The sequence below is a fragment of the Bradyrhizobium sp. Kon37 genome (assembly GCF_055807535.1).
Map to the genome: position 1 here is coordinate 361,031 of NZ_JBVVOY010000002.1, position 22,861 is coordinate 383,891.

Below are 22,861 nucleotides of genomic sequence, written 5' to 3' on the forward strand. Positions count from 1 at the left end.
CGGCTGCCTGCTTCGCTTCGCCAATTCCGGGGCTGCCGTTCTGGCCGCATCGCTTGCCTCGTTCCCTGGTGGGGGATCGGGAGACAACCCCCCGCCCGCCTGCCTGTTCCAGCTGTACCCCCGAAAGAATCCGGGGAGATGTGATCTGCTTCACATAAGTCTCGTCGGCCCTGGCATAGACCGTCGCCATGAGCAAAGAGACCCAAACCTCATTCGACGTGCAGGACGACCTCCGCACCGATTACGCCTTGATCGCTACCGGCGTCGGGGCGGCTCTGGTTGCACTGGTTTACCTCCTGCTGGTCTGAACCGAGCCGAAAGCGCCCAGCGTGCGTCATTTCGCGCGCGTCTCGATACGTCGGCCCGCCAACCCATTAGGTTCACTTCAACGAGCGTTTTCCGTGGCGCGGTAGCGACGGCTTTCAGGTCCCGACATGGTTCCAGGAAAATCCGTCAAGCGCGGCGCGGGCTGCAGCGGCCAATCATCCACCATTTTAATGATCGGTTGATAGCGGCGAGCTTTTGCTTCCGCTTTGGTCTGAGGCGGCGCTTTATCCCGGCCCCGCATCCGCCCCAGAAAATTGCTATCGCTCGACCATGGCCCTGACTGATTCGAACGTACTCAAACTCGCGCCCGAAGCCGGAACCCCCGCCTATCGTAGCGCCCCGCATAATATCGAGGCGGAACAGAGCCTGCTGGGCGCGATCCTGGTCAACAACGACGCGTTTTACCGCGTCTCCGACTTCCTGGAGCCGAAGCACTATTTCGAGCCGCTGCACCAGACCATCTTCGAGACCGCCTCGAGCCTGATCCGGATGGGCAAGATCGCGACGCCCGTCACGCTGAAGACCTTCCTGCCCGCCGACACCGATATTGGCGGCATGACCATCGGGCAATATCTGGCGCGCCTCGCCGCCGAAGCGACCACCATTATCAATGCGCAGGATTATGGGCGCACCATCTACGATCTGGCATTGCGACGCGACCTGATCGGCATCGGCGAGGACATGGTCAATGTCGCCTATGATGCCCCGGTCGACTTCGCGCCGCGGGCGCAGATCGAGGACGCCGAGCGCCGCCTCTACGAACTCGCCGAATCCGGCCGCTATGACGGAGGCTTCCAGAAATTCTCGCAGGCGCTGACGCTTGCGGTCGATCTGGCCGCGAAAGCGTTCCAGCGCGACGGAAAGCTGTCGGGCATCTCGACCGGCCTGCGCGACCTCGACACCAAGATGGGCGGCTTGCAGCACTCCGACCTCATCATCGTCGCCGGCCGCCCCGGCATGGGCAAGACCTCGCTTGCAACCAACATCGCCTACAACGTCGCCCGGGCCTACGTTCCAGAACTCCAGGCCGACGGCACCATGAAGGCCGCCCATGGCGGCGTCATCGGCTTCTTCTCCTGCGAAATGTCGGCCGACCAGCTCGCCACGCGTATCGTGGCCGAGCGCACCGGCATCCCTTCCTCCTCGATCCGCCGCGGCGGCATCTCGGAGGCCGATTTCGAGAAGATCCGCGAGGTCTCGATCGAGCTGCAGTCGCTGCCCTTCTATGTCGACGAGACCGGCGGTCTCTCCATTGCCCAGCTGATGGCGCGCGCCCGCCGGCTGAAGCGGCAGAAGGGCCTCGACCTCATCGTCATCGACTACATCCAGCTCTTGTCGGGTTCGGGCAAGCGCAGCGAAAACCGCGTGCAGGAAATCACCGAGATCACGACCAGTCTGAAGGCGCTCGCCAAGGAACTGAGCGTGCCCGTGATTGCGCTCTCGCAGCTCTCGCGCCAGGTCGAGTCGCGCGACGACAAACGGCCGCAGCTCTCGGATTTGCGCGAATCGGGCTCGATCGAGCAGGACGCCGACGTCGTGCTGTTCGTCTACCGCGAGGAATATTACCTCGGAAACAAGGAGCCGCGCCCGGGCACACCCGAGCACGAAAAATGGCGCCTGGACATGGATCTTGCGCACGGCAAGGCCGAAGTCATCATCGGCAAGCAGCGCCACGGCCCGACCGGCACCGTCGATGTGGCCTTCGAAGCGTCGATCACACGGTTCGGCGATCTTGCGCCGGACAGCCAGGTGCCGGACCGCAGCGGCAACGACTACTGAGTTCCCTGGGTTGAACCCGACCGGCCTCTTGCGTAAAACGGCGCCATGACAATGGCGTCCGACCCGAAAATGATCCCGCAATCCGGCCTTCTCTCCGCGGAGGCCAATCAGGCTGCCGCGCTCGCGACCTTCGGCGGCGTGCTCACCGTCGATCTCGATGCCATCATCGCCAATTGGCGCAAGCTCGAGAAGACGGCGGTGCCGGCCGAATGCTCGGCGGTGATCAAGGCAGACGCTTATGGCTGCGGCGCCGAGCAGGTCGCGCGTGCCCTGAACAAGGCCGGCTGCAAGACCTTCTTCGTCGCCACTATCGAGGAAGCGCGCAAGGTGCGCGCGGCGGTGCCGGAGCCCGCGATCTACGTGCTCGGCGGCTATTTCCAGAACACCGGCGAGCACTACGCCCAGATCAACTGCCGCCCCGTGATCGGCGATCTCAACGAGCTCGCCGAATGGGACGTGTTCTGCCGCCGCACCGGCTGGACCGGTGGCGCCGCCATCCACATCGACACCGGCATGAATCGGCTCGGCCTGACGCTTGCAGAAGCACAGGCCATCATCCCCCGCATCAACGCCGGCGATCACGGCATCACGCTGGTGATGAGCCATCTGGTTTCGGCCGAGCAGCTCAACAGCCCGGTGAACGCCAAGCAACTCGCGGCCTTCCGCGGCATCGCCAGCGAATTCTCCGGCGTGCCGGCGGCACTCGCCAATTCGTCCGGCGTCTTCCTCGGCGCCCCCTTCCAGTTCGACATGGTGCGGCCGGGCGCCGCGCTCTACGGCGTCAACCCGACGCCGGAGGCCGACAATCCGATGCAGCCGGTGGTCGATCTCAAGGCCCGCATCGTGCAGATCCGCAATATCGAGCGCGGCGAGAGCGTCGGCTATGGCGGCACCTGGACCGCACGGCGGCCGACGAAACTCGCGATCATCGCGGTCGGTTATGCCGACGGCTATTTCCGCGCCGCAAGCTCCAACGACGGCACCCGCGGTGCCGAGGTCATCGTCGCGGGCAAGCGCTGTCCGGTCGCCGGCCGCGTCTCGATGGATCTGATCGCGATCGACATCACCGATCTGCCGCCGAACGCGGCGCGGCGCGGCCACATGGTGACGCTGCTCGGCGAGGGCATCACCGTCGACGAGCTCGCGCATCATTTCGGAACGATCGGCTACGAGGTGCTGACCAGCCTCGGCCGCCGCTACGCCCGCATCTACAAGGGCGGAAATGTGGTGGAGCCGCTGGGCAGGCCGGCGCCCGCACAGGCGGTCGAGCAGCAGACGGCCGCTCCGCCGCCGGTCGAGCAGCCCGCTAGCCCGCCGCCGCTGCCGGGCTGAGCAGCTCGCCGCTTACTTCTTTTTCCTGCTGTCCAGCGCCGTCCTGCAAGTTGCGCTGAGCTGATCGCGCTTGGCGTTGAGGCAGGCGACGATGCCGCCGCCCGGCGCAAGGCCGGCGCAGAATTTGTCATAGTCCGCCTTGCACGCGCCGCGCGGATCGGATGATTGTGCCGAGGCGACCCCGGAGAACGCAACGGCGACGGCAATAACGGCAAAGCTCAACTTGGACATTGTTTCTCCGGTAACGGAAGGCAGGAGCCGGTAGCTCTACATGAAGATCGCGACCTTCAACATCAACAACATCAATCGCCGCCTGCCCAATCTGTTGGCATGGATGCGAACGGCGAAGCCCGACGTCGTCGCACTTCAGGAGTTGAAGGCAAGTGATGGCGAATTTCCGGCGGCCGCGATCGAAAAGGCCGGTTACGGCGCAGTGTGGTGTGGACAGAAGACCTGGAACGGCGTCGCCATCCTGGCCCGCAATGCCGAGCCCGTTCTTACCCGCGATCGCTTGCCGGGAAAGCCTGCCGATCACGAAGCCCGCTACATCGAGGCCGCGGTACGCGGTGTCATCGTCACCAGCATCTACCTGCCGAACGGCAATCCGCAGCCGGGACCGAAATTCGACTACAAGCTCGACTGGTTCGCGCGGCTCAAGCGCCATGCCAAAACGTTGATCAAGCAGGAGCTGCCCGTGGTGCTCGCCGGCGACTACAACGTTGCCCCTGATGAGATCGACATCTATCCGACGCGCTCGTGGGACAAGGATGCCTTGATCCAGCCGAAGAGCCGTGCGGCCTTTGCCTCGCTGGTGGCACAAGGCTGGTGCGACGCGATCCGCGAACTGCACCCGGAGAAGCGCATCTACACCTTCTGGGATTACAAGCGAAACCGCTGGCCGCGCGATGCGGGCCTGCGGCTCGATCATCTCCTGCTCAGCCCTGCCCTCGCCTCACGCCTGGCAAAAGCCGGCGTGGACAAGGGGGTTCGCGGCGAGGAAGGCGCGAGCGATCACGCACCGGCCTGGGTCGTGCTGCGCTAGGTCAGCGCCCGTAATATTCCTGCACCGTGTCCCACGCTGCTTTCTGCAGCAGCTCCACCGTCGGTGCGTCCAATCCCATCGTGTAGGAATTGCCGACCGGCGAGCGGCCCGTCAGTGCGGCGAACGTCACGCAGGTCGCCAGATACGTGCCTGCGGGGCTCGGGTGCCGCTTGTCCGGCGCATACAGATTGAGCTCGGGCTGCAGCTTGCGCACGCGCGCGAAGGCAAGACCTGCGGGAATCACCAGCGCATCATTGGCATTGCCTGCAATCGTGTAGGCCTCGGCCAACGCTTCCGTCATCTCAGGCTTGTCGGCGTAAGCCCAGGACATGAACAGGACCGGCCGCATGCCATGCGTGCGGACAATCTCGCCGTCCTTCTTCACGAAGGTCGCGAACGCGTCCTTCAACTGCGGATGGATCGGGCACTGGCTGCAATCCATCATCACGACGGCGTCGTACTGCCTGCCCGGCTTGTTGAAGACGACGTTGTTCTGCTCGTCGAACGAATAGGCGCCGAGGCCGCCCGGCCGCAGCAGATTGTCCATGTCGTGCCAATCGAGGCCGGAGCCGCCGATCGTTGCCATGGTGTTGCGATAGGCCGCCTTGTTTTCGGGATACGCAGCCCGCTCCATGAAGGAGAGATGCCCGGGCATGCCGTTGTTGTAGTAGAAGAAGCTGTTGCCGACGAACAGCGCGGCCTTGGGGAAATCCGGTCCTGATGTCGTGACCTTGGGCTTGGTCTGCGCCTGCGCATTGAAGCCGGCTACAACGGCCAGACACATCGCGAGCATCACTCGCGCGAAAAGACGCATCATCGGCTACCTCCCCTTTTCTGTCGGGCGGAAACAGATCAGCTTTTCAAGAGTGCCTCAAGAGCACGGACGAGCAGCAGACATGCGTGAGAGCGCATGCTCACCACAGATTCTTGCCGTCGATCATGGTCACCGGCACGGCCTCGAGATCGAACTCGTCGAACAGGCGCGCGTTGACGCCGACCCTGGGATTGTCGAAATCGGGCTTGCCGGTCGACCAGTCCGGCGACTCCGAATAGGTACCGCAACCGCAGCTTGCGCAGAAATGGTGTTTGACGGTGCGGCTGCCCCAGAGATAGGTCGCGACGTTCTCCGCGGGCGACAGCAGCCGAAACTGCGCCGGTGTGTAATAGGCCCACAACGCGCCGCGCTTGGCGCAGAGCGAGCAGGTGCAACGGGTCACGCTCGCGGGCGGCTCCGTCACCTCGAACACCGTCTCACCGCAATGACAGCTTCCCTCGACCCGCATGACCCACTCTCCGTTTTGTCAGGAGATGGTCGTAGCCGGACCCTGCTGCCAACATGCTGTCAGCAGCGCGCAGCCGGACCTGACCTATGTGCTGCGAGCCCCGACTTGCCGCGCCAACTCAACAAAAACATGAAAAACAACCCCATGCACAGTAGCCGACCGCTGGCGAATCAATGGGTTACGCATGCTCCGAAACGCAGGTTTTCACCGGTCGAGATACTTCGCCCGACACGCAAACGGTGCGATGGGCCAGGAGCTGACCTCGTAGGCGCCTTGCATTGCCTCCTTGTCCTCTGTTGCAGGATGAGGACGCGTTACTGGGCCTCGGCGATCTTCGGTCCGGATGACGGCATCTGCGCGTGAGTTGCCGAGAAGCGGTTCGAAGGCGATGCCGGGTCCGGCAACCGGAAAGCGGCGTCGGCCGGCGCTCCCTGGGGTGGTCGGCGGGCAACGGTCGTCGGAAGCACGATCACTTTCGCGCCGACTTTCACGCGATCATAGAGGTCAACGACGTCCTCATTAGTCAGTCGGATACAGCCGGACGAGACCCGCTTCCCGATCGTATCGGGCTTGTTGGTGCCGTGAATTCGATATTCCGTGTCGCCCAGATACATCGCCCGAGCGCCAAGCGGATTGCCGGGACCGCCTGCCATGAACCGCGGCAGATAGGGCTGACGCGAGACCATCTCCGCAGGCGGATGCCAATCCGGCCACTCTGCTTTACGGGCCACAGTCTGCTCACCGGACCATGTGAAACCTTCGCGGCCAACACCGATGCCGTAGCGCAGTGCCTGCGCGTCGTTCAGAACGAGATAGAGGAATGTGTTCTTGGTATCGATGATCACGGTGCCCGGCGTCTGGCGGCTGGCATAGTCAACCACCTGCCGCACCAATGCTCCGGGAACGTCGGCCGCTTTGGGCGGTTCGACCAGAGGCGCCGGGGCCGGAAGCGGAGCCGAAGCTGGCGTCGGAGCCGGTGCTGACGGTGATGCACGAACCGGCGTTGAGACGTAAACCGGAGTTGACGACGCTTGGGCTTCGTGCGCGGACGGCTTTCGTGCCGGTTGCAGGTTCGTCGGTCGGGACAGCAAACCGTACCCCAGCGCGGCGACGGCCACGGCGCCAATTGCAACTCTCGCGGCCATCGGGATTGCGAACGTCTCCGCCTTTCCGCGCTTGGACCGCTTAGCCATACTCTTCCCCCAGGTCACTATGCTCACGAGAGGTACTCAGTAAGATTTAAGAAACTTCGAAGCGATTTCGCTCAGACTGGAACCGTCGGCGATGGTTAACGCCGAACTCTCGGCAAGACCGGGTTCCCTCGCCTCGCAGATCGCCTGCGCCCCTGGCCGCGGCTAAACTCCCGATTCGTGGAGACCGTTTTGGCTTTTCTCTTCGTCCTCATCGTCGGCCTCATCGCAGGCACCATTTCCGGCATCGTGGGCACGGGCTCGTCGATCATGCTGATGCCGGTGCTTGTCTATGCCTATGGGCCAAAGGAGGCGGTGCCGATCATGGCGGTGGCCGCCGTCATGGCCAATCTCTCGCGAATCCTGGCCTGGTGGCGCGAGGTCGATTGGCGGGCCTGCGCGGCCTATTCGGTGACAGGCATTCCGGCCGCCGTGCTCGGCGCGCGGACGCTGCTGGCCCTGCCCTCTCACGCCGTCGATCTCGCCATCGGGGTCTTCCTGATCGTGATGGTGCCGGTGCGACACTGGCTGGCGCGGCACGATCTCAAGGCCAATCTCTGGCATCTGGCGATCGGCGGGGCCGTCATCGGTTATCTCACCGGCATCGTCGTCTCCACCGGCCCGCTCAGCGTCCCGCTGTTCCTGTTCTACGGCTTGTCCCGGGGCGCCTTCCTCGCGACCGAAGCGGCTTCTTCGCTCGGGCTCTATGCCGCGAAATCCGTGACCTTCGAACGGTTCGGCGCGCTGACTGGCGATGTGTTCGTCAAAGGCTTGGTCGCTGGATCGTCGTTGATGGCGGGCGCCTTCATCGCCAAACGCTTCGTGCTGCGCCTGAAGCCGGAGATGTTCCGCGTGGTGATGGACGCCATCATGATCGCCGCCGGCCTCTCCATGCTGTGGAATGCGGCGCAGCCGTAGCCGCGCTGCGCTCAGACCGCAAATTCGGGCGCGATCGACGGGCTATCCGCGATGACGCGGCTCTGGTGGACCGGCCGTCCCTCGAGCCATACCAACACGGCCTCAAGTGGCTGCGGCCGATGATAGAGAAAGCCCTGCCCGAACCTCACGCCCATCTCGCGCATCGCCTGGGCCTGCTCGGCCCGCTCGATGCCTTCGGCCACCAAAGTGAGGCCCAGCGTGCCGGCGAGCGATGCGATGACGCCAACAATCGCCTTGTCTTCCGCACTATCGGGGATCTCGCTGATGAAGGCCTTGTCGATCTTGACCTTGTCCAGCGGAAACCGCCTGAGATGGGCGAGCGAGCTGTAGCCTGTGCCGAAATCGTCGAGCGCGATGGTGGCACCCAGGCGCCGCAGGCGGTGCAGCGTCTCGGATGCGCTGGCCATGTTGTTGATCAGCGATCCCTCGGTGATCTCGAGCTCCAGCAATGATGCCGCCACGTCGAAGCGCGCGCAGGTCGCGCGCAGCTCGGCGGCGAACGAATGGTCGGCGAGCTCGGACGGCGGCAGATTGATTGCGATCCGGATATGCGGCCTGCCGGCCGCAGCCAGATGTTGCAGGGCGCGGCAGGCGTCGGTGAGCACATAGCGCGTCAGCCGCGCATTGTTGCCGCTGCGCTCGATCAGCGGCAGGAATTCGCCCGGACCGATCACACCATGTTCCGGATGGCGCCAGCGGATCAGCGCTTCCAGGCCGACGATGTCGTGGCTTTCGAGATCGACCTGGCTTTGATACCAGACCTCGAATTGCCTCTCGTCGAAGCCTGTGGGAATGGCAAGTTCGAGCTCCCGGCGGCGGCGATAGTCGCGCTGAAGCGCTTCGTCGAGCACCGCGACCGTGCCGGGCGCCTTGCTCTTGGCATGGTAGAGCGCGATGTCGGCGAGCGCCGGCAGGTGCGAAAGCTCTGGATCTCCGGCACGGCGCACGGCAAGGCCGATGCTGGCACGCGGCACGACTTGCTTGTCGTGAAGCCGGATCGGCTCGGAAATCGCATCCAGCAAGTGGCGCGAAAACCTCTGCGCGGTCTCCTCGTTGCTGACCTCGGGTCGAATGACGACGAATTCATCGCCGCCGAGCCGAGCCACCCAATCTTGCGGTTCGACCGCACCACGAAGGCGCTCGGAAATGTGCACCAGGAACTTGTCGCCGGAATCATGGCCAAAGGTGTCGTTGATGCCCTTGAAGTCGTCGAGATCTATGAAGCAGAGCGCGATCAGCGCGTCCGGTGAGCCGGCATCGTGACTCAGGGTCGCGAGGTGCTCGGAGAGCGAACGGCGATTGGGCAGCCCCGTGAGCGGATCGTGCGCGGCCATGTGGCCGAGCCGGTCGAGCGCACCCGACGTCGTGTGCTGCATGGCGTTGAAGGCATGCGCGAGCTGACCGAACTCGTTCGAGGATTTGACCTCCGCCGGATAGGCGCGGCCGTCCTGCTTGCTGCGCTGGATCGCGGACATCATCGCCGCCAGCGGTCTGCCGATGAAGAGGTTGGCGGAGATCCGCATGGCGATCAGGGTCGCAAACGTTGCCAACAGGCCGACGACCAGCAGCAGCACCAGCCGGCTGCCCGCGTCTGCGTAGAGCGCCGCATGCGAATATACGATCGCGATGCGGCCGGCCTGGACCGCCATGTTGCCGTTGCTGTAGTTGATCGGGCGCGAGATCTCCGCGACCGCCTGCCCCGTCGGGCGCGCCACCACGTGGGCGATCGCGATTCCGGTATCGTCGTAAACGGCCGCCGCGGCGATGCTCTCGTCGTGCATGATCTCGTTGAGCACGCTCGTGACCTGGTCGTAGCGCATCTTCCAGAGCGGTTCGGCAATCAGCTCGGCGCGGCTCTCGGCGAGGCGGGCGGTGCGCGCGTCGAGCTGCCTGATCTGCGACCAGAAGCTCGACGCCTCCACACCGGCGGAGGCGAGCAATTGAACCAGCAACAGAACAGGTACTGTCGCCCAGATCATCGCACGGACGACCGATCGCAAGCGCGGCGGCGCCGCCTGCTGCTTGCGATCCGGATCGGTCATGTTGTCGCCGTTTCGCATCAGTCGGCAGCGCCTTCCACAGGGGCCAGCGACGAGATCAGCGCATCGACGGAGAAGTCGTACTGGCCGCAGCGCCCTGCCTTGGCCCTGAAACGCGCGAAATCGATCCGGTCGAAGGCACGCGTGGTGATGAGCTCGCCAACCGCAGCGAGGTTCTCGCGCGTGATCGCGGACGTCTTGACCTCGACACGGGATGATACGTCCGCAAAATCGCAGCCATCGGCGTAGTCGCGCAAGAGTACGATCGACCAGCCGCCGAGCAGGAAGTGACCGCCGTCGGTCAGGAGCAAGCGGCCCGCCTTGATCTCGCGCAGCGCATCCTCCGACCAGTTGAGGCCGACCAATTGGATGTTCCGCCCGGGCGTGAGACCGGCAGCGCTTACCGCGCGAAGCGCACCGAGCGCCATCGGATCGTTTCCGGCCCATATGCCTGCGGGCCGGATCTCTTTGCGCGCGGCCCAGCTCAGATAGTTCGTGGTGACATGCTCGGCCTCCGACCGCGTCCAGTTGGCGAACAGCATCCGATCCACCACGACGTCGGGCGCGGCGTCCACCGCGAGCTTGAGACCCGCGTTGCGGGCGATCGAGGAGGGCGTGATCTCGTCGCCACCGATGCCGAGAATGTGAATCTTGCCGTCCGGGCTCTGCCATTTCTCGGCACGCGCCGCGTCGATCAGCGCATTGGCCATCCGCGCGCCCGCGGTCTGAAGATCGGTCGTGATGTCGCCGAGCCAGGTCTTGAGCTTTTGACGCGGCGGTCCAAGACGCGCCGCATCGTCACCGATCAACGTGTTCGAGAGCAGCAGCGTCCTGATCCCAGCGGCCTCGGCTGCCTCCATGATCGGGACGGCGGCCGATTCCTCGTTCGAGAGAATGAGAAAGTCGGGCTTGTCGCTGCGTGCCACCACGCCGAACCCGAGCTCCTGCATGGTGCGGTAATTGCGCTCGCTGGTCAGCACCTCGACATGCGCGCCGAGCTTGCGGCCGGCGGCCTGCATGGTCAGCGAAACCATGTCCCAATAGACCTCGCCGGACTTGCCCGGGTTGACGAAGACGACGTTGAGACGCTTCGCATCGGCCGCAACAGCGCCGCCAGGCGGCATCAGAACGCCGCAGGCGATGCCGAAAGCCAGCAATATCCGCAAAAGTCCTGTCATTCGTTTCGCCATCCCGTATCGGTTCCGAAACTGGACCCCCGTCCGCTAATATTTGGCAAAGTCCGGCCGGACGCGGCGGCATAGAGCTAACAAAGGGTGTATCGGGCGTGCCGAACTGCGATATGCGGTCCGCTCGGACTGACGCTCTCGACCCGTCATTCCGTGCTATCAGCAAACCTGAAACCCCCGACTCGCTGTTCCCGGACTCGCTGTCCCCATGGCCAAGAACACACTCTCCTTCGTCTGCCAGAACTGCGGCGCGGCCTATAACCGCTGGCAGGGCAAGTGCGAGTCCTGCGGCGAGTGGAATACGCTCGCGGAGGAGGACACGACCGGCAGCGTGCCGGTGTCGATCCGCTCCAAGCGAAAGGGGCGGACGTTCGCGCTGGAGAGCCTGTCCGGAAAAACCCAGGACGCCCCGCGCCTGTCCTCGGGCATGACGGAGCTCGATCGCGTCACCGGCGGCGGCTTCGTGCGCGGCTCGGTGCTTCTGGTCGGCGGCGATCCCGGCATTGGCAAGTCGACGCTGCTGACGCAGGCCACAAGCCTGCTCGCGCGCGCCGGTCACCGCGTCGTCTACATCTCCGGCGAAGAGGCGGTCGCACAGGTGCGGTTGCGCGCGGAGCGGCTCGGGCTGTCGGATGCGCCGGTGCAGCTCGCCGCCGAGACGTCGGTCGAAGACATCGTCTCGACGCTGTCCGAGGGCGCGGTGCCCCGGCTGATCGTGATCGATTCGATCCAGACCATGTGGACCGACACGGTGGAATCGGCGCCCGGCACGGTGACGCAGGTGCGCGCCTCGGCGCAGGCCCTGATTCGTTTTGCCAAAAGGACCGGCGCGGCCATCATCCTGGTCGGCCATGTCACCAAGGACGGCCAGATTGCCGGCCCTCGCGTGGTCGAGCACATGGTCGACGCGGTGCTGTCGTTCGAGGGCGAAGGCTCGCAGCAATTCCGCATCCTGCGTGCCGTGAAGAATCGTTTCGGACCGACCGACGAGATCGGCGTGTTCGAGATGACCGGGCTTGGCCTGCGCGAAGTCACCAACCCCTCCGAGCTGTTCTTGTCCGAGCGCGATCTCGGCACGCCCGGCACCGCAGTCTTCGCGGGCATCGAGGGCACAAGGCCCGTTCTGGTCGAATTGCAGGCGCTGGTGGCGCCGACCTCGCTCGGCACCCCGCGCCGGGCCGTGGTCGGCTGGGATCCGAGCCGGCTGTCGATGGTGCTGGCGGTGCTGGAAGCCCATTGCGGGGTCAAGCTGTCCGGCCACGACGTCTATCTGAACGTCGCGGGCGGCCTGCGCATCCACGAGCCCGCGGCCGATCTGGCCGCCGCGGCCGCGCTGGTGTCCTCGCTGGTTAATGCGCAGTTACCCACCGATGCGGTCTATTTCGGCGAGATCTCGCTCTCCGGCGTGGTGCGCCCGGTGGCGCAGACCCCGGCCCGGCTGAAAGAAGCGGCAAAACTCGGCTTTCAGCGCGCCGTGCTGCCCGAATCGGCCCGGGGCGAAGCCGCCGGCGATGCCGGCCTGTCGCTGAACGCGATCAACAGCCTGACCACGCTGGTCGCCGAGATCGCCGCCCGCGGCTCCCGGCGGGGCGACTCGAGCGCACCGGCAGAGAAAAATGCCACACCGGCAAGATTCCGCCGTGGAGAGGGTTAGCCGGTGGTGACGTCCCCCGCCCTCGCCGCTATACAGCCGTCACAAAAGCAGCATGGGATTGCGTGGTTGCGGCCTTGCCGGGAACGTCGTCTGGCCCTCACTTAGGGGCGGCGGCCAAACACCGATTCGCTGAGCACCTTGAAGTACGAGCGGACCAGACCAGCCGATGCCAGTAACCATCCTCGACCTGATCCTGCTCGGTGTGATGCTGATTTCGGGCCTGCTCGCCATGGTTCGCGGCTTCATGCGCGAAATCCTGTCGATCGCGGCCTGGGGCACGGCGGCGATCGTCACCCTTTATTCGTTCTCGAAGCTGCTGCCGACCGCAAAGACCTATTTCAACAACGATACCGTCGCGAGCGTGGTCGTGGTCGCCGGCGTGTTCGTGGGCACTTTGGTCGTGGTCTCCGTGATCACGGTCCGGATCTCCGACATGATCCTGGATTCGCGAATCGGCGCACTGGACCGCACGCTCGGCTTTCTGTTCGGGCTGGCACGCGGGCTTTTGATCGTCGTGGTCGCCTTCCTGTTCTTCACCTGGCTGGTGCCGGACAAGCAGCGCCCGGACTGGGTCACAGGGGCTAAATCCCGCGTGGTGCTGCAGGGAACCGGGGATTGGCTGATGGCCCTCTTGCCTGACGACCCCGAGAACACCATCTTGAAGAGATTCAAGAAAAACAAACCAGATGAAGAGCAAACTGATTCCGAGCAGCAGCCTTCGGGCAGTGGCGACGGATACAGCAAACCGGCTCGCGACAGTCTTAAAAAGCTGATCGAGAAACCCGCGGCGCGTTGATTAGGCCCTAACGAGAGGCTCGGACGAGATGCGAAATCCTGACCAGGACGCCCTACTTGATCTCGGCCCGGCCGCGCTGGAACTTCAAGACGATCTGGAGGGGGATACGCTGCGGGAGGAATGCGGCGTCTTCGGCATCTACGGCCACCCCGATGCCGCCGCCATCACGGCGCTCGGCCTCCACGCCCTTCAGCACCGCGGGCAGGAAGCCGCCGGCATCGTCTCCTATGACGGCGGCCGCTTTCATTCCGAACGCCGCCTCGGCCTCGTCGGCGACACCTTCTCCCGCCGCGAGGTGATCGACCGCCTGCCCGGCACGATGGCGGTCGGCCATGTCCGCTATTCCACCACCGGCGCGACCATCCTGCGCAACGTGCAGCCGCTGTTCGCCGAACTGAATGCCGGCGGCCTTGCGGTCGCCCACAACGGCAACCTCACCAACGGCCTGACGCTGCGCCGCGAGCTCGTGAAGAACGGCGCGATGATGCAGTCGACCACCGACACCGAGGTGATCCTGCATTTGGTCGCGCGCTCGAGGCGCAGCCGTTTCATCGAGCGCTATATCGACGCGTTGCGCGAGATCGAGGGCGCCTATGCGCTGGTGTCGCTGACCAACAAGAAGCTGGTCGGCGCGCGCGACCCGCGCGGCATCCGTCCGCTGGTGCTCGGCGAACTCGATGGTTGCCCGATCCTGACCTCCGAGACCTGCGCACTCGACATCATCGGCGCGCGCTTCGTCCGCGACATCGAGCCCGGCGAGGTCATCGTGTTCGATGAGAGCGGCCAGGACATCCACAAGCCGTTCCCGCCGATCGCGCCGCGCCCCTGCATCTTCGAATACATCTACTTCTCCCGTCCGGATTCCATCGTCCACGGACGCTCGGTCTACGAGGTGCGCAAGGCCTTCGGTGCGCAGCTCGCGCGCGAGAGCCACGTGCCGGTCGACGTCGTGGTGCCGGTGCCGGATTCCGGCGTACCCGCCGCGGTCGGCTATAGCCAGCATTCCGGCATCCCGTTCGAACTCGGCATCATCCGCAACCACTATGTCGGCCGTACCTTCATCCAGCCGACGCAGGCGATCCGGGAATCCGGCGTGCGCATGAAGCATTCGGCCAACCGCGCCGCGATCGAAGGCAAGCGCATCATCCTGATCGACGATTCACTGGTCCGCGGCACCACCTCCAAGAAGATCGTGCGCATGATGCGCGATGCCGGCGCCAAGGAAGTGCACTTCCGCCTCGCCTCGCCGCCGATCCTCTATCCCGACTATTACGGCATCGACCTGCCGGACCGCGGCGGTCTTCTTGCAGCGACACATTCGCTGGAAGAGATGCGCGAGATCATCGGCGCCGACTCGCTCGCCTTCCTGTCGATCGACGGCATGTACCGCGCCATGGGCGAGCCCGGCCGCGACCCCGCCAATCCGAAATTCTCGGATCATTGCTTCACCGGGGCGTATCCGACCCACCTCACCGACCAGACCCAGACCGAGCAGCAGCCGCGGCAATTGTCGTTGCTGGCGGAGGCGAGCTAGGCTCATCGTCCCGGCCTAGCGCGCAATTGCGCACGGGGGCCGGGACCCATTGCCACCGGCCTCTCTGGTTCGAAGAAGGTGTGACAATCATCTTCCCTAGCCATAAACGTCACGGCGTATGGGTCCTGGCTTTCGCCAGGACGACGCTGGATAGAACCTTTCAATGACAAAACCCCTCGCCAATCGCATCGCTCTCGTCACCGGCGCCTCGCGCGGCATCGGCTTCGCCACGGCAAAGGCGCTGGCGAAGGCCGGCGCGCATATCGTCGCCGTGGCGCGCACGCAGGGCGGGCTGGAAGAACTCGACGACGAGATCCGCAAGGACGGCGGCACCACAACGCTGGTGCCGGTCAACCTCACCGATTCCGACGGCATCGCGCGGCTCGGCGCCGGCCTGCATGAGCGTTACGGCAAGCTCGACATCCTCGTCGGCAATGCCGGCGTGCTCGGCCCCTCCTCGCCGATCGGCCATATCGAGCTGAAGGCCTTCACCGACGTGATGGCGGTCAACGTCGCCGCGAACTTCCAGCTGATCCGCTGCATGGAGCCGCTGCTGAAGCAGTCCGACGCCGGCCGCGCGGTGTTCATCACTTCCGGCGCGGCCAACAAGGCGACCGCCTATGTCAGCCCCTACGCTGCCTCCAAGGCGGCGCTGGAAACGCTGGCGCGCGCCTGGGCGCAGGAGACCGCGAACACGAAGCTGCGCGTCAATTTGTTCAATCCGGGCCCCGTCCGCACCCGGATGCGCGCGACGCTGATGCCGGGCGAGGATCCGGCGACGCTCGATACAGCCGAGCAGGTCGCCGAATTCATCGTGCCGATGTGCGCGCCCGATTGGACCGAGACCGGCAAATTCTACGACTACAAGACCCGCAGCCTGATGAGCTTCCGCTCGCCGGCCTGATTGACTTGACGGCCTCCCCGCGATTGACTGCCCGCGCTCAAGCGGCAGCAAGCTGCAGGCCAAAAAGGGAGGTTGCCATGGCGCCATGGCGGAATCGCGCAGGCTTTAAGCGTGCGCTCGCAAATGTTTCTCGCGTCCTCTCCGCCCTGATCGCGGCTATCGCGTTTGCGCTTCCGGGCGCGGCGATCGCCGGCGACGTCCCGACCTTCGCGGTCGATGCGTCCTGGCCGAAGCCGTTGCCGAACAACTGGATCCTCGGCCAGGTCGGCGGCATCACCGTCGACTGGCAGGGCCACATCTGGGTGATCCATCGTCCGCGCTCGCTCACCGACGACGAGAAAGGCGCGAGCCTCACCCCGCCGCGTTCCAAATGCTGCGTCTCGGCGCCGCCGGTGCTCGAATTCGACAGCGACGGCAATCTGCTGCGATCGTGGGGCGGCGCGGGCGAAGGCTATGAATGGGTCGGCCGCGAGCACGGCATCGAGGTCGACGAGCGCGGCTTCGTCTGGGTCGGCGGCAATGCCGACAACGACAACGCGATCCTGAAATTCACGCTCGACGGCAAGTTCGTCGCCCAGATCGGCAAGATCGCGCCGAGCCTCGGCAGCAACGACACGACGCAGCTCGGCAAGCCCGCCGAGACCGCGATCGACAAGGCCGCCAACGAGATCTACGTCGCCGACGGCTATGGCAACCGCCGCGTCATCGTGTTCGACGCAACCACCCTCGCCTACAAGCGGCACTGGGGCGCCTACGGCAACAAGCCTGATGACACCAAGCAGGCGGCGTACGATCCCAAGGCGCCGGTGTCCCAGCAGTTCGGTAATCCCGTCCACTGCGTGAAGCTCGCCAATGACGGTCTCGTCTACGTCTGCGACCGCATCAACAACCGCATCCAGGTGTTCAAGACGGACGGCAGCTTCGTGAAGGAATTCTTCTTCGAGAAGAACACGCTCGGCAACGGCGCGGTGTGGGACATCGCGATCTGGCCCGATCCGAAGCAGACCTGGCTGCTCAGCGCCGACGGCGAGAACAACGAGATCAGGGTGATCAGGCGCGAGGACGGCGGCGTGGTCGGCAGCTTCGGGCACAACGGCCGCAATGCCGGACAATTCCACTGGGTGCATGCCATGGCGATCGACGCCAAGGGTAACGTCTATACCGCCGAGGTCGACACCGGAAAGCGCATCCAGAAATTCAAGCTGACATCGGACGCGCTGAAATAGCGTCTCGACGCATTTTGCCCAAAAGTTAACGGAGGGATGACGCTGCGACGCAGCGTCATCCGGCTTTAGGCGCATTGCCGCCGGCCGTGGGACACGGTAGAGCCATCAGCCGGAACAGGGCTCCGTTCAAGAGAGCCGTCCGCATGTTTGACAATGGAGGAAACCTTTTATGACGACGACGTTCGCGCGCCGCTCTGCGGCCCTTCTGGCCTGTGCCGCCTTCGGTTTTGCCACATCCGCCTTCGCTCAGGACAAGTCGGTCACGATCGGCGTGCTCAACGACATGTCCAGCCTCTATGCCGACATCGGCGGCCCCGGCGCCGTGGCGGCGGTCAACATGGCGGTGGAAGATTCCGGTCTTCGCGCCAAGGGCTGGAAGATCGAGGTGATCAGCGGCGACCACCAGAACAAGCCGGACGTCGGTGTGAACATCGCGCGGCAGTGGATCGACACCCAGAAGGTCGATGTGATCGCCGACACTCCGAACTCCGGCGTGGCGCTGGCCGTCAGCAACGTCGTCAAGGAAAAGAATGCGGTCCTGCTCAACAATGGCGGCGCCAGTGCCGACCTCACCGGCAAGGCCTGCAACGCCAACACCATTTCCTATACTTACGACACCTACATGCTCGCCAACGGCACCGGCAAGGCGCTGACCAAGGCCGGCGGCGACAGCTGGTTCTTCCTGACCGCCGACTACGCCTTCGGTGCCGCGCTCGAGCGTGACACCAGCGCGGTCGTCACCGCGAACGGCGGCAAGGTGCTCGGCGGCGTCAAGCATCCGCTCAACACGTCGGATTTCTCCTCCTTCCTGCTGCAGGCGCAGAACTCGAAGGCGAAGATCGTCGGTCTTGCCAATGCCGGCGGTGACACCACCAACTCGATCAAGCAGGCGGCCGAGTTCGGCATCGTCGAAGGCGGCCAGAAGCTCGCCGCGCTGTTGCTGTTCATCAACGACGTCCACTCGCTCGGTCTGAAGACCGCGCACGGCCTGACCTTCACAGAATCTTTCTACTGGGATCTCAACGAAGGCACGCGCGCCTTCTCGAAGCGCTTCCAGGACAAGGTCGCCAACAAGGCGATGCCCTCGATGACGCAGGCCGGCAATTATGCTGCCGTGCTGCATCTTCTGAAGGCGATGGACGCCCTCGGCGGCAATCCGCATGACGGCGCCAAGGTCGTCGCCAAGATGAAGGAGCTACCGACCGACGATCCGCTGTTCGGCAAGGGCCCGCTCCGCGAGGACGGCCGCCGGATCATTCCCGCCTTCCTGTTCGAGGTGAAGAAGCCGGAAGAATCGAAGGGACCGTGGGACTATTACAAGCTGGTCGCGACCATCCCGGCGGAAGATGCGGCCAAGCCGCTCAAGGACAGCGAGTGCCCGCTGGTGAAGAAGTAAGAAGTCGTAGGGTGGGTTAGCTCTGCGGCTGCGCAAAGCGCAGTCCGCAGGGCGTAACCCACCTCTTCTCGCGCGTCGGACAAGGTGGCGGATTACGCTTCGCTAATCCGCCCTACGGTTCTGATCTCGCGGCGCCCAGCGCCCGCACCGCGATCGCCACGCACGCCACCATCAACACCGCCGCGAGCAGGAATGGCGCGCCGGGCAGCTGCCACGGCGCGCTGGCGCCGATGAAATATGAAAACGTCAGCGTGAACAGGAACGGGCCGACGAGCTGCGACACGCTCTGCACGCTCGCGGTCGCGCCCTGCAACTGGCCCTGCTGATCGGGCGCGACCAGCCGCGTCATCAGCGATTGCATGGCGGCGCCCGAAATGCCCCACAGCGACATCACGGGAATGCCGATCCAGAACAGCGGCCCGGTCGGCGCCGCGCCGAAGATCACGAAGCCGATCGCACCACAGCACAGGCCGAGCAACAAGGCGTTGCGCTCGCCGAGCACGCGCACGATCGGGCCGATCGCGAGCCCCTGCACCACCATGGCGCAGACGCCGACCATCGCCAGCGTCAATCCCACGGTTTTCGAATCCCAGCCGTAGCGATAGGTCGCGTAGAGCACGAAGGTCGAGGGCAACACGACATGCGCGACCTGCGCAATGAAGTTGACGACGGACAACGCAGCGAGCACCGCATTGGAACGCAGCAGGCGGAGCGCGCCGAGCGGATTGGCGCTCCTCCAGCGGAACGGCGCGCGCTTGTCCGGCGCCAGCGATTCCGGCAGGACGAAGAGCCCATAGAGCGCATTGGCAAAGCTCAAGGCCGCCGAGGCCCAGAACGGCAGGCGCGGATCGATATCGCCGAGCAGGCCGCCCAGCGCCGGGCCCAGCACGAAGCCGGCGCCGAACGCAGCGCCAATCCTGCCGAACACCGCCGCGCGCCGCTCCGGCGGCGTGATGTCGGCGATATAGGCAAAGGCGGTCGAGATGCTGGCCGAGGTGATGCCCGAGATGACGCGGCCGACGAACAGCCAGACCAGCGACGGCGCCAGCGCCATCAGCACATAATCGGCCGCGAGCCCGAAATTCGACAGCAGCACCACCGGCCGCCGCCCGAAGCGATCCGACAGCGCGCCGAGCACCGGCGAGAACACGAACTGCATCAGCGCCCAGGCGGTCCCGAACAGGCCGAAGATGCGGGCTGCATGCGCCGTGTCGTTGTCGACGAAGCTCTCGATCAGTTTTGGCAGGATCGGCATGATCACGCCGAGCGCGAGCATGTCGAGCAGGATGGTGACGAAGATGAAGGCGACCGCACCGCGCCGGACTGGCGCTGCGCCCTGCGCCATCGCCTCGCCGGCGTCGTTGCTCACGACGGCCGCTTGCGCTTGTGGGCGAACGGGTTAGCCTTCTCACGCAGGGTGATACGCACCGGTGTGCCCGGCAGCTCGAAGGCCTCACGCAGCGAATTGGTGAGATAACGCAGATAGGACTGCGGCACCGCGTCCGCACGCGAGCAGAACAGCACGAAGCTCGGCGGGCGCGCCTTGGTCTGCGTGATGTAGTTCAGCTTGAGTCGTCGTCCGGACACGGCCGGCGGCGGATTGGCCTGGACCGCCTCCTCGAACCAGCGGTTCAGCGCCGCCGTCGACACACGCCTGTTCCAAAGCGCATAGGCATCCTGGATCGCCTGCATCAATCGATCGATGCCTTCGCCCATCAAGCCGGAGACAGCGACGATCGGCACGCCCTTGATCTGCGGCAGCAAGTGATCGGCGTCGCGGCGCAGATTCGAGATCGCGCCGCCGCCTTTGCTCTCCATCAGGTCCCATTTGTTGACGGCGAGCACGACGGCACGACCCTCGCGCTCGATCAGGTCGGCGATGCGAAGATCCTGCTCCTCGAAACGGTTCTGCGCGTCCATCATCATCACGACGACTTCGGCAAAGCGCACCGCGCGCAGTGCGTCGGCGACCGAGAGCTTCTCGAGCTTCTCCTCGATCCGCGAGCGCCGGCGCAGACCTGCGGTATCGAACACGCGAAACTCGCGGCCCTTCCAGTTGATCTCGACCGCAATGGAATCGCGCGTGGTGCCGGCCTCCGGGCTCGTCAGCAGACGCTCCTCGCCGAGCAGATGATTGATCATCGTCGACTTGCCGGCGTTCGGCCGGCCGACGATCGCGACCCGGATCGGGCGCGTGGCGGCCTCTTCCTCGGTCAGCGGCTCGTCGTCTTCGAACTCATCCTCCTCCACCGGCTCCGGCATCAGCGGGCGCAGAGCGTCGTAGAGCTCGCCCATGCCCTCGCCGTGCTCGGCCGAGATCTGGATGGGATCGCCGAGGCCGAGCGCGAAAGCCTCCATCGCGCCGGCATCGCCATGCTTGCCTTCGCTCTTGTTGGCGACGAGCAGCACCGGCTTATTGGCCTTGCGGGCGAAATCGGCGAAGGCGCGATCGTTGGGTGTGAGGCCCATGCGGGCATCGATCACGAAGAACAGCGCGTCGGCCTGTGCGATCGCGGCCTCCGTCTGCTCCTGCATGCGGGCGGTCAGCGAGCCCTTGGCACCTTCATCGAGGCCGGCGGTGTCGATGATCGTGAAGTCGAGATCGCCGAGCCTGGCCTCGCCCTCGCGGCGATCGCGGGTGACGCCCGGCAGGTCATCGACAAGCGCGAGCTTCTGCCCGACCAGGCGGTTGAACAGCGTCGACTTGCCGACATTGGGTCGGCCGATAATGGCAATTTTAAAGGACATGGGTCATTCGTGCGCTGCCGGAGCCGCGCCTGTCAATGAAATGAAGACAATTGTTTGAGCATGATCTTTTCGGAAAACCGCTTCACACTTTTCCGGATCATGCTCTAGCGCGAGAAGCTGCCGCTCGGCATCGGTGCCGGGAAGGCGCCCTGCGTTTGCTGCTGGGTGGTCTGGGTCGGTTGCGCCTGCTGGACAGGCTGATCGGGCGGCGGCGCGGTGGTGCGCTTGCGCACGATCTTCTGCCTGGGCGGCGGAGTGGCCGCGGGCGGCGCGGCCTCGGGCTGGGCCTCGCCATCGACTTCGCCGGCGGGCGCCCCAGCCGGCGCGACGGCCGCACTGGCCGGCTGCCTGGTCTTTTTCGCCTTGGCACCCTTCGCCGGCTTCGGCTCGGGCGCAGGCTCGGTGGGCAGAGCCGCGACGGCGGGTCCGTTCGGATCGGGCTGTTGCTGCGCGCCCTTGTACATGTCCTTCGGAACGCCCTGCTCGAGGCCCGGCACGCCTTCCGGGAACACCGGCTTGCGGTCGCCCGGCAGCTTCTTCTTGGTATCGAGGAAGTCGAGCATGTCGCTCGGATCGAAGCTGGAGCAACCGCCCAGCACGCCCGTGAAGGCGATCAGGACGGCGGCTGCGATCAAGCGTGGCGTGCGGCGCATATCGGTATCTCGTCTCAGCTCTGGACCGTCAGCTTTTGGCGACGGGCGGCAGCAGGGCCTGCAGCGCCTCGGCGCGTGAGCGCAGGCCGGGCGGCGTTTCGCCGTCCTCGGCAATCGCATCGAGCCATTTGCGGGCCGCAGTCATGTCGTTGTTGCGCCAGGCCGACAGCGCCAGCATCTCGCGGGCCGTATGACGGAATGTCGATTTGGGCGCGGTGGAGGCGTCCAGCCGCTGCTGCATGTCGGCATAGCCGGCGCTGTCGAGCAGGAGACCGGCGGCGCGGATCTTTGCCAGATCCTGCCACTCACCGCCTGTGCTGCGGTCGGCGGCGATGTCGTCATACAGCTTGGCGCCCGCCTTGGGATCGCGAGCCGCCGCCTCGGCCGCAGCACGCAGCCGCGCCAGGGTGCGATAGCCCGATGGAGCCTTGGCAGCGAGCTCGGTGAAGGCCGCCTCGGCCTCCGCATGCTTGTCCTGCTCGGACAGCTCGGCGGCCTTCTCGAAGGCCGCACCGGCCTCGGCAGCCTTCTTGGCCTCCACATACTGGTAAGCGCGCCAGCCACCCACGGCGGCGACGATCAGCACCATCAGGGCGATGAAAACGATCGAATACTTGTCCCACAGCTTCTTGAGCTGTTCGCGACGTACTTCCTCGTCGACTTCGTCAAATAATTCAGACACTTATGCTAATCCCATGCCCGTCCGGGTGCGCGCGCCAAAGCGTTCGCGTCAGGAATCCCGTCCCCCACGTGGCGGCGGGGTACCCTAACGATATGGCGGTGGCAAGGCAAAGCGAGCCCGATCAAGGCGTTAACCACCCGGAACAGCCCG

At 65.0% G+C, this 22,861-nt stretch carries 20 protein-coding genes; 10 read left to right on the forward strand and 10 right to left on the reverse strand.

Annotated features, from left to right (window positions below; translation table 11 throughout):
* Positions 1 to 597 precede the first annotated feature (597 nt).
* On the forward strand, positions 598 to 2,106 hold the full coding sequence (locus tag AC0L3J_RS05970; protein WP_027569657.1) for a replicative DNA helicase: 1,509 nt from the start codon (positions 598 to 600) through the stop codon (positions 2,104 to 2,106).
* A gap of 51 nt (positions 2,107 to 2,157) precedes the next feature.
* Entirely contained in the window at positions 2,158 to 3,438 is a 1,281-nt protein-coding gene (gene alr / locus AC0L3J_RS05975) for an alanine racemase (protein ID WP_473346753.1), read from the forward strand.
* Between the two features lie 12 nt (positions 3,439 to 3,450).
* Here alr and AC0L3J_RS05980 read toward each other — a convergent pair whose 3' ends face one another.
* The gene (locus tag AC0L3J_RS05980) at positions 3,451 to 3,669 is read right to left on the reverse strand and encodes a hypothetical protein (protein ID WP_473346369.1); all 219 of its coding nucleotides are present in this window, start codon (positions 3,667 to 3,669) and stop codon (positions 3,451 to 3,453) included.
* A gap of 40 nt (positions 3,670 to 3,709) precedes the next feature.
* Here AC0L3J_RS05980 and AC0L3J_RS05985 point away from each other — a divergent pair, with 40 nt between their 5' ends.
* Positions 3,710 to 4,480, forward strand: coding sequence for an exodeoxyribonuclease III (locus AC0L3J_RS05985; protein ID WP_456764671.1), 771 nt, complete (start codon positions 3,710 to 3,712; stop codon positions 4,478 to 4,480).
* A gap of 1 nt (position 4,481) precedes the next feature.
* On the opposite strand, the gene AC0L3J_RS05990 is transcribed toward AC0L3J_RS05985, so the two are convergent.
* From AC0L3J_RS05990 to AC0L3J_RS06000, 3 genes are all read right to left on the reverse strand, one after another.
* Positions 4,482 to 5,297: a DUF4886 domain-containing protein gene (locus AC0L3J_RS05990; protein ID WP_456764672.1), complete on the reverse strand. Its 816-nt coding sequence runs from the start codon at positions 5,295 to 5,297 to the stop codon at positions 4,482 to 4,484.
* A 97-nt stretch (positions 5,298 to 5,394) separates the two neighbouring features.
* Entirely contained in the window at positions 5,395 to 5,763 is a 369-nt protein-coding gene (locus AC0L3J_RS05995; protein ID WP_456764673.1) for a GFA family protein, read from the reverse strand.
* A 314-nt stretch (positions 5,764 to 6,077) separates the two neighbouring features.
* Positions 6,078 to 6,956, reverse strand: a complete 879-nt coding sequence (locus AC0L3J_RS06000) for a L,D-transpeptidase (protein WP_473346370.1) — start codon at positions 6,954 to 6,956, stop codon at positions 6,078 to 6,080.
* Positions 6,957 to 7,145: 189 nt separating this feature from the next.
* Here AC0L3J_RS06000 and AC0L3J_RS06005 point away from each other — a divergent pair, with 189 nt between their 5' ends.
* Positions 7,146 to 7,871 carry a sulfite exporter TauE/SafE family protein gene (locus AC0L3J_RS06005; RefSeq protein ID WP_473346371.1) on the forward strand — a complete coding sequence of 242 codons (726 nt, stop codon included), beginning with the start codon at positions 7,146 to 7,148 and terminating at the stop codon, positions 7,869 to 7,871.
* A gap of 11 nt (positions 7,872 to 7,882) precedes the next feature.
* Here AC0L3J_RS06005 and AC0L3J_RS06010 read toward each other — a convergent pair whose 3' ends face one another.
* Together AC0L3J_RS06010 and AC0L3J_RS06015 are read right to left on the reverse strand one after the other, a co-directional pair.
* Entirely contained in the window at positions 7,883 to 9,952 is a 2,070-nt protein-coding gene (locus AC0L3J_RS06010) for a putative bifunctional diguanylate cyclase/phosphodiesterase (RefSeq protein ID WP_473346372.1), read from the reverse strand.
* Positions 9,952 to 11,109, reverse strand: coding sequence for an ABC transporter substrate-binding protein (locus tag AC0L3J_RS06015; protein WP_473346373.1), 1,158 nt, complete (start codon positions 11,107 to 11,109; stop codon positions 9,952 to 9,954). The genes AC0L3J_RS06010 and AC0L3J_RS06015 overlap by 1 nt, the downstream gene beginning before the upstream one ends.
* Positions 11,110 to 11,326: 217 nt before the next feature.
* Between AC0L3J_RS06015 and radA the strand changes: the two genes are divergently transcribed.
* The 6 genes from radA (at position 11,327) to AC0L3J_RS06045 (ending at position 18,628) form a co-directional block, all read left to right on the forward strand.
* Positions 11,327 to 12,772, forward strand: a complete 1,446-nt coding sequence (gene radA / locus AC0L3J_RS06020) for a DNA repair protein RadA (protein WP_007592053.1) — start codon at positions 11,327 to 11,329, stop codon at positions 12,770 to 12,772.
* A gap of 166 nt (positions 12,773 to 12,938) precedes the next feature.
* Positions 12,939 to 13,568: a CvpA family protein gene (locus tag AC0L3J_RS06025; RefSeq protein ID WP_007592055.1), complete on the forward strand. Its 630-nt coding sequence runs from the start codon at positions 12,939 to 12,941 to the stop codon at positions 13,566 to 13,568.
* Positions 13,569 to 13,596: 28 nt separating this feature from the next.
* A complete protein-coding gene (purF, locus tag AC0L3J_RS06030) occupies positions 13,597 to 15,102 on the forward strand; it encodes an amidophosphoribosyltransferase (protein ID WP_085352900.1) in 1,506 nt (501 codons plus the stop codon).
* A 163-nt stretch (positions 15,103 to 15,265) separates the two neighbouring features.
* Positions 15,266 to 16,006, forward strand: coding sequence for an SDR family NAD(P)-dependent oxidoreductase (locus AC0L3J_RS06035; RefSeq protein ID WP_473346375.1), 741 nt, complete (start codon positions 15,266 to 15,268; stop codon positions 16,004 to 16,006).
* A 77-nt stretch (positions 16,007 to 16,083) separates the two neighbouring features.
* A complete protein-coding gene (locus AC0L3J_RS06040) occupies positions 16,084 to 17,232 on the forward strand; it encodes an NHL repeat-containing protein (protein WP_473346377.1) in 1,149 nt (382 codons plus the stop codon).
* A gap of 169 nt (positions 17,233 to 17,401) precedes the next feature.
* Positions 17,402 to 18,628, forward strand: coding sequence for an ABC transporter substrate-binding protein (locus AC0L3J_RS06045; RefSeq protein ID WP_456764680.1), 1,227 nt, complete (start codon positions 17,402 to 17,404; stop codon positions 18,626 to 18,628).
* Between the two features lie 112 nt (positions 18,629 to 18,740).
* Here AC0L3J_RS06045 and AC0L3J_RS06050 read toward each other — a convergent pair whose 3' ends face one another.
* The 4 genes from AC0L3J_RS06050 to AC0L3J_RS06065 form a co-directional block, all read right to left on the reverse strand.
* Entirely contained in the window at positions 18,741 to 19,997 is a 1,257-nt protein-coding gene (locus AC0L3J_RS06050; protein WP_473346378.1) for a TCR/Tet family MFS transporter, read from the reverse strand.
* Positions 19,994 to 21,376, reverse strand: a complete 1,383-nt coding sequence (der, locus tag AC0L3J_RS06055; RefSeq protein WP_027569641.1) for a ribosome biogenesis GTPase Der — start codon at positions 21,374 to 21,376, stop codon at positions 19,994 to 19,996. Before der ends, AC0L3J_RS06050 begins: the two co-directional genes overlap by 4 nt.
* A gap of 104 nt (positions 21,377 to 21,480) precedes the next feature.
* A complete protein-coding gene (locus tag AC0L3J_RS06060) occupies positions 21,481 to 22,029 on the reverse strand; it encodes a hypothetical protein (RefSeq protein WP_247360563.1) in 549 nt (182 codons plus the stop codon).
* A 28-nt stretch (positions 22,030 to 22,057) separates the two neighbouring features.
* Positions 22,058 to 22,711 carry a tetratricopeptide repeat protein gene (locus AC0L3J_RS06065; RefSeq protein WP_473346379.1) on the reverse strand — a complete coding sequence of 218 codons (654 nt, stop codon included), beginning with the start codon at positions 22,709 to 22,711 and terminating at the stop codon, positions 22,058 to 22,060.
* Between the last annotated feature and the right edge of the window lie 150 nt (positions 22,712 to 22,861).

Excerpts from the sequence above, each read along its gene's own strand:
- AC0L3J_RS05995 (WP_456764673.1), bottom strand. The coding sequence starts at position 5,763 with ATGCGGGTCGAGGGAAGCTGTCATTGCGGTGAGACGGTGTTCGAGGTG.
- purF (WP_085352900.1), top strand. The coding sequence starts at position 13,597 with ATGCGAAATCCTGACCAGGACGCCCTACTTGATCTCGGCCCGGCCGCG.
- AC0L3J_RS06040 (WP_473346377.1), top strand. The coding sequence starts at position 16,084 with ATGGCGCCATGGCGGAATCGCGCAGGCTTTAAGCGTGCGCTCGCAAAT.
- AC0L3J_RS06045 (WP_456764680.1), top strand. The coding sequence starts at position 17,402 with ATGACGACGACGTTCGCGCGCCGCTCTGCGGCCCTTCTGGCCTGTGCC.
- AC0L3J_RS06000 (WP_473346370.1), bottom strand. The coding sequence starts at position 6,956 with ATGGCTAAGCGGTCCAAGCGCGGAAAGGCGGAGACGTTCGCAATCCCG.
- der (WP_027569641.1), bottom strand. The coding sequence starts at position 21,376 with ATGTCCTTTAAAATTGCCATTATCGGCCGACCCAATGTCGGCAAGTCG.
- AC0L3J_RS05990 (WP_456764672.1), bottom strand. The coding sequence starts at position 5,297 with ATGATGCGTCTTTTCGCGCGAGTGATGCTCGCGATGTGTCTGGCCGTT.
- radA (WP_007592053.1), top strand. The coding sequence starts at position 11,327 with ATGGCCAAGAACACACTCTCCTTCGTCTGCCAGAACTGCGGCGCGGCC.
- AC0L3J_RS06060 (WP_247360563.1), bottom strand. The coding sequence starts at position 22,029 with ATGCGCCGCACGCCACGCTTGATCGCAGCCGCCGTCCTGATCGCCTTC.
- AC0L3J_RS05970 (WP_027569657.1), top strand. The coding sequence starts at position 598 with ATGGCCCTGACTGATTCGAACGTACTCAAACTCGCGCCCGAAGCCGGA.
- alr (WP_473346753.1), top strand. The coding sequence starts at position 2,158 with ATGGCGTCCGACCCGAAAATGATCCCGCAATCCGGCCTTCTCTCCGCG.
- AC0L3J_RS06035 (WP_473346375.1), top strand. The coding sequence starts at position 15,266 with ATGACAAAACCCCTCGCCAATCGCATCGCTCTCGTCACCGGCGCCTCG.
- AC0L3J_RS06010 (WP_473346372.1), bottom strand. The coding sequence starts at position 9,952 with ATGCGAAACGGCGACAACATGACCGATCCGGATCGCAAGCAGCAGGCG.
- AC0L3J_RS06025 (WP_007592055.1), top strand. The coding sequence starts at position 12,939 with ATGCCAGTAACCATCCTCGACCTGATCCTGCTCGGTGTGATGCTGATT.
- AC0L3J_RS05980 (WP_473346369.1), bottom strand. The coding sequence starts at position 3,669 with ATGTCCAAGTTGAGCTTTGCCGTTATTGCCGTCGCCGTTGCGTTCTCC.
- AC0L3J_RS05985 (WP_456764671.1), top strand. The coding sequence starts at position 3,710 with ATGAAGATCGCGACCTTCAACATCAACAACATCAATCGCCGCCTGCCC.
- AC0L3J_RS06015 (WP_473346373.1), bottom strand. The coding sequence starts at position 11,109 with ATGACAGGACTTTTGCGGATATTGCTGGCTTTCGGCATCGCCTGCGGC.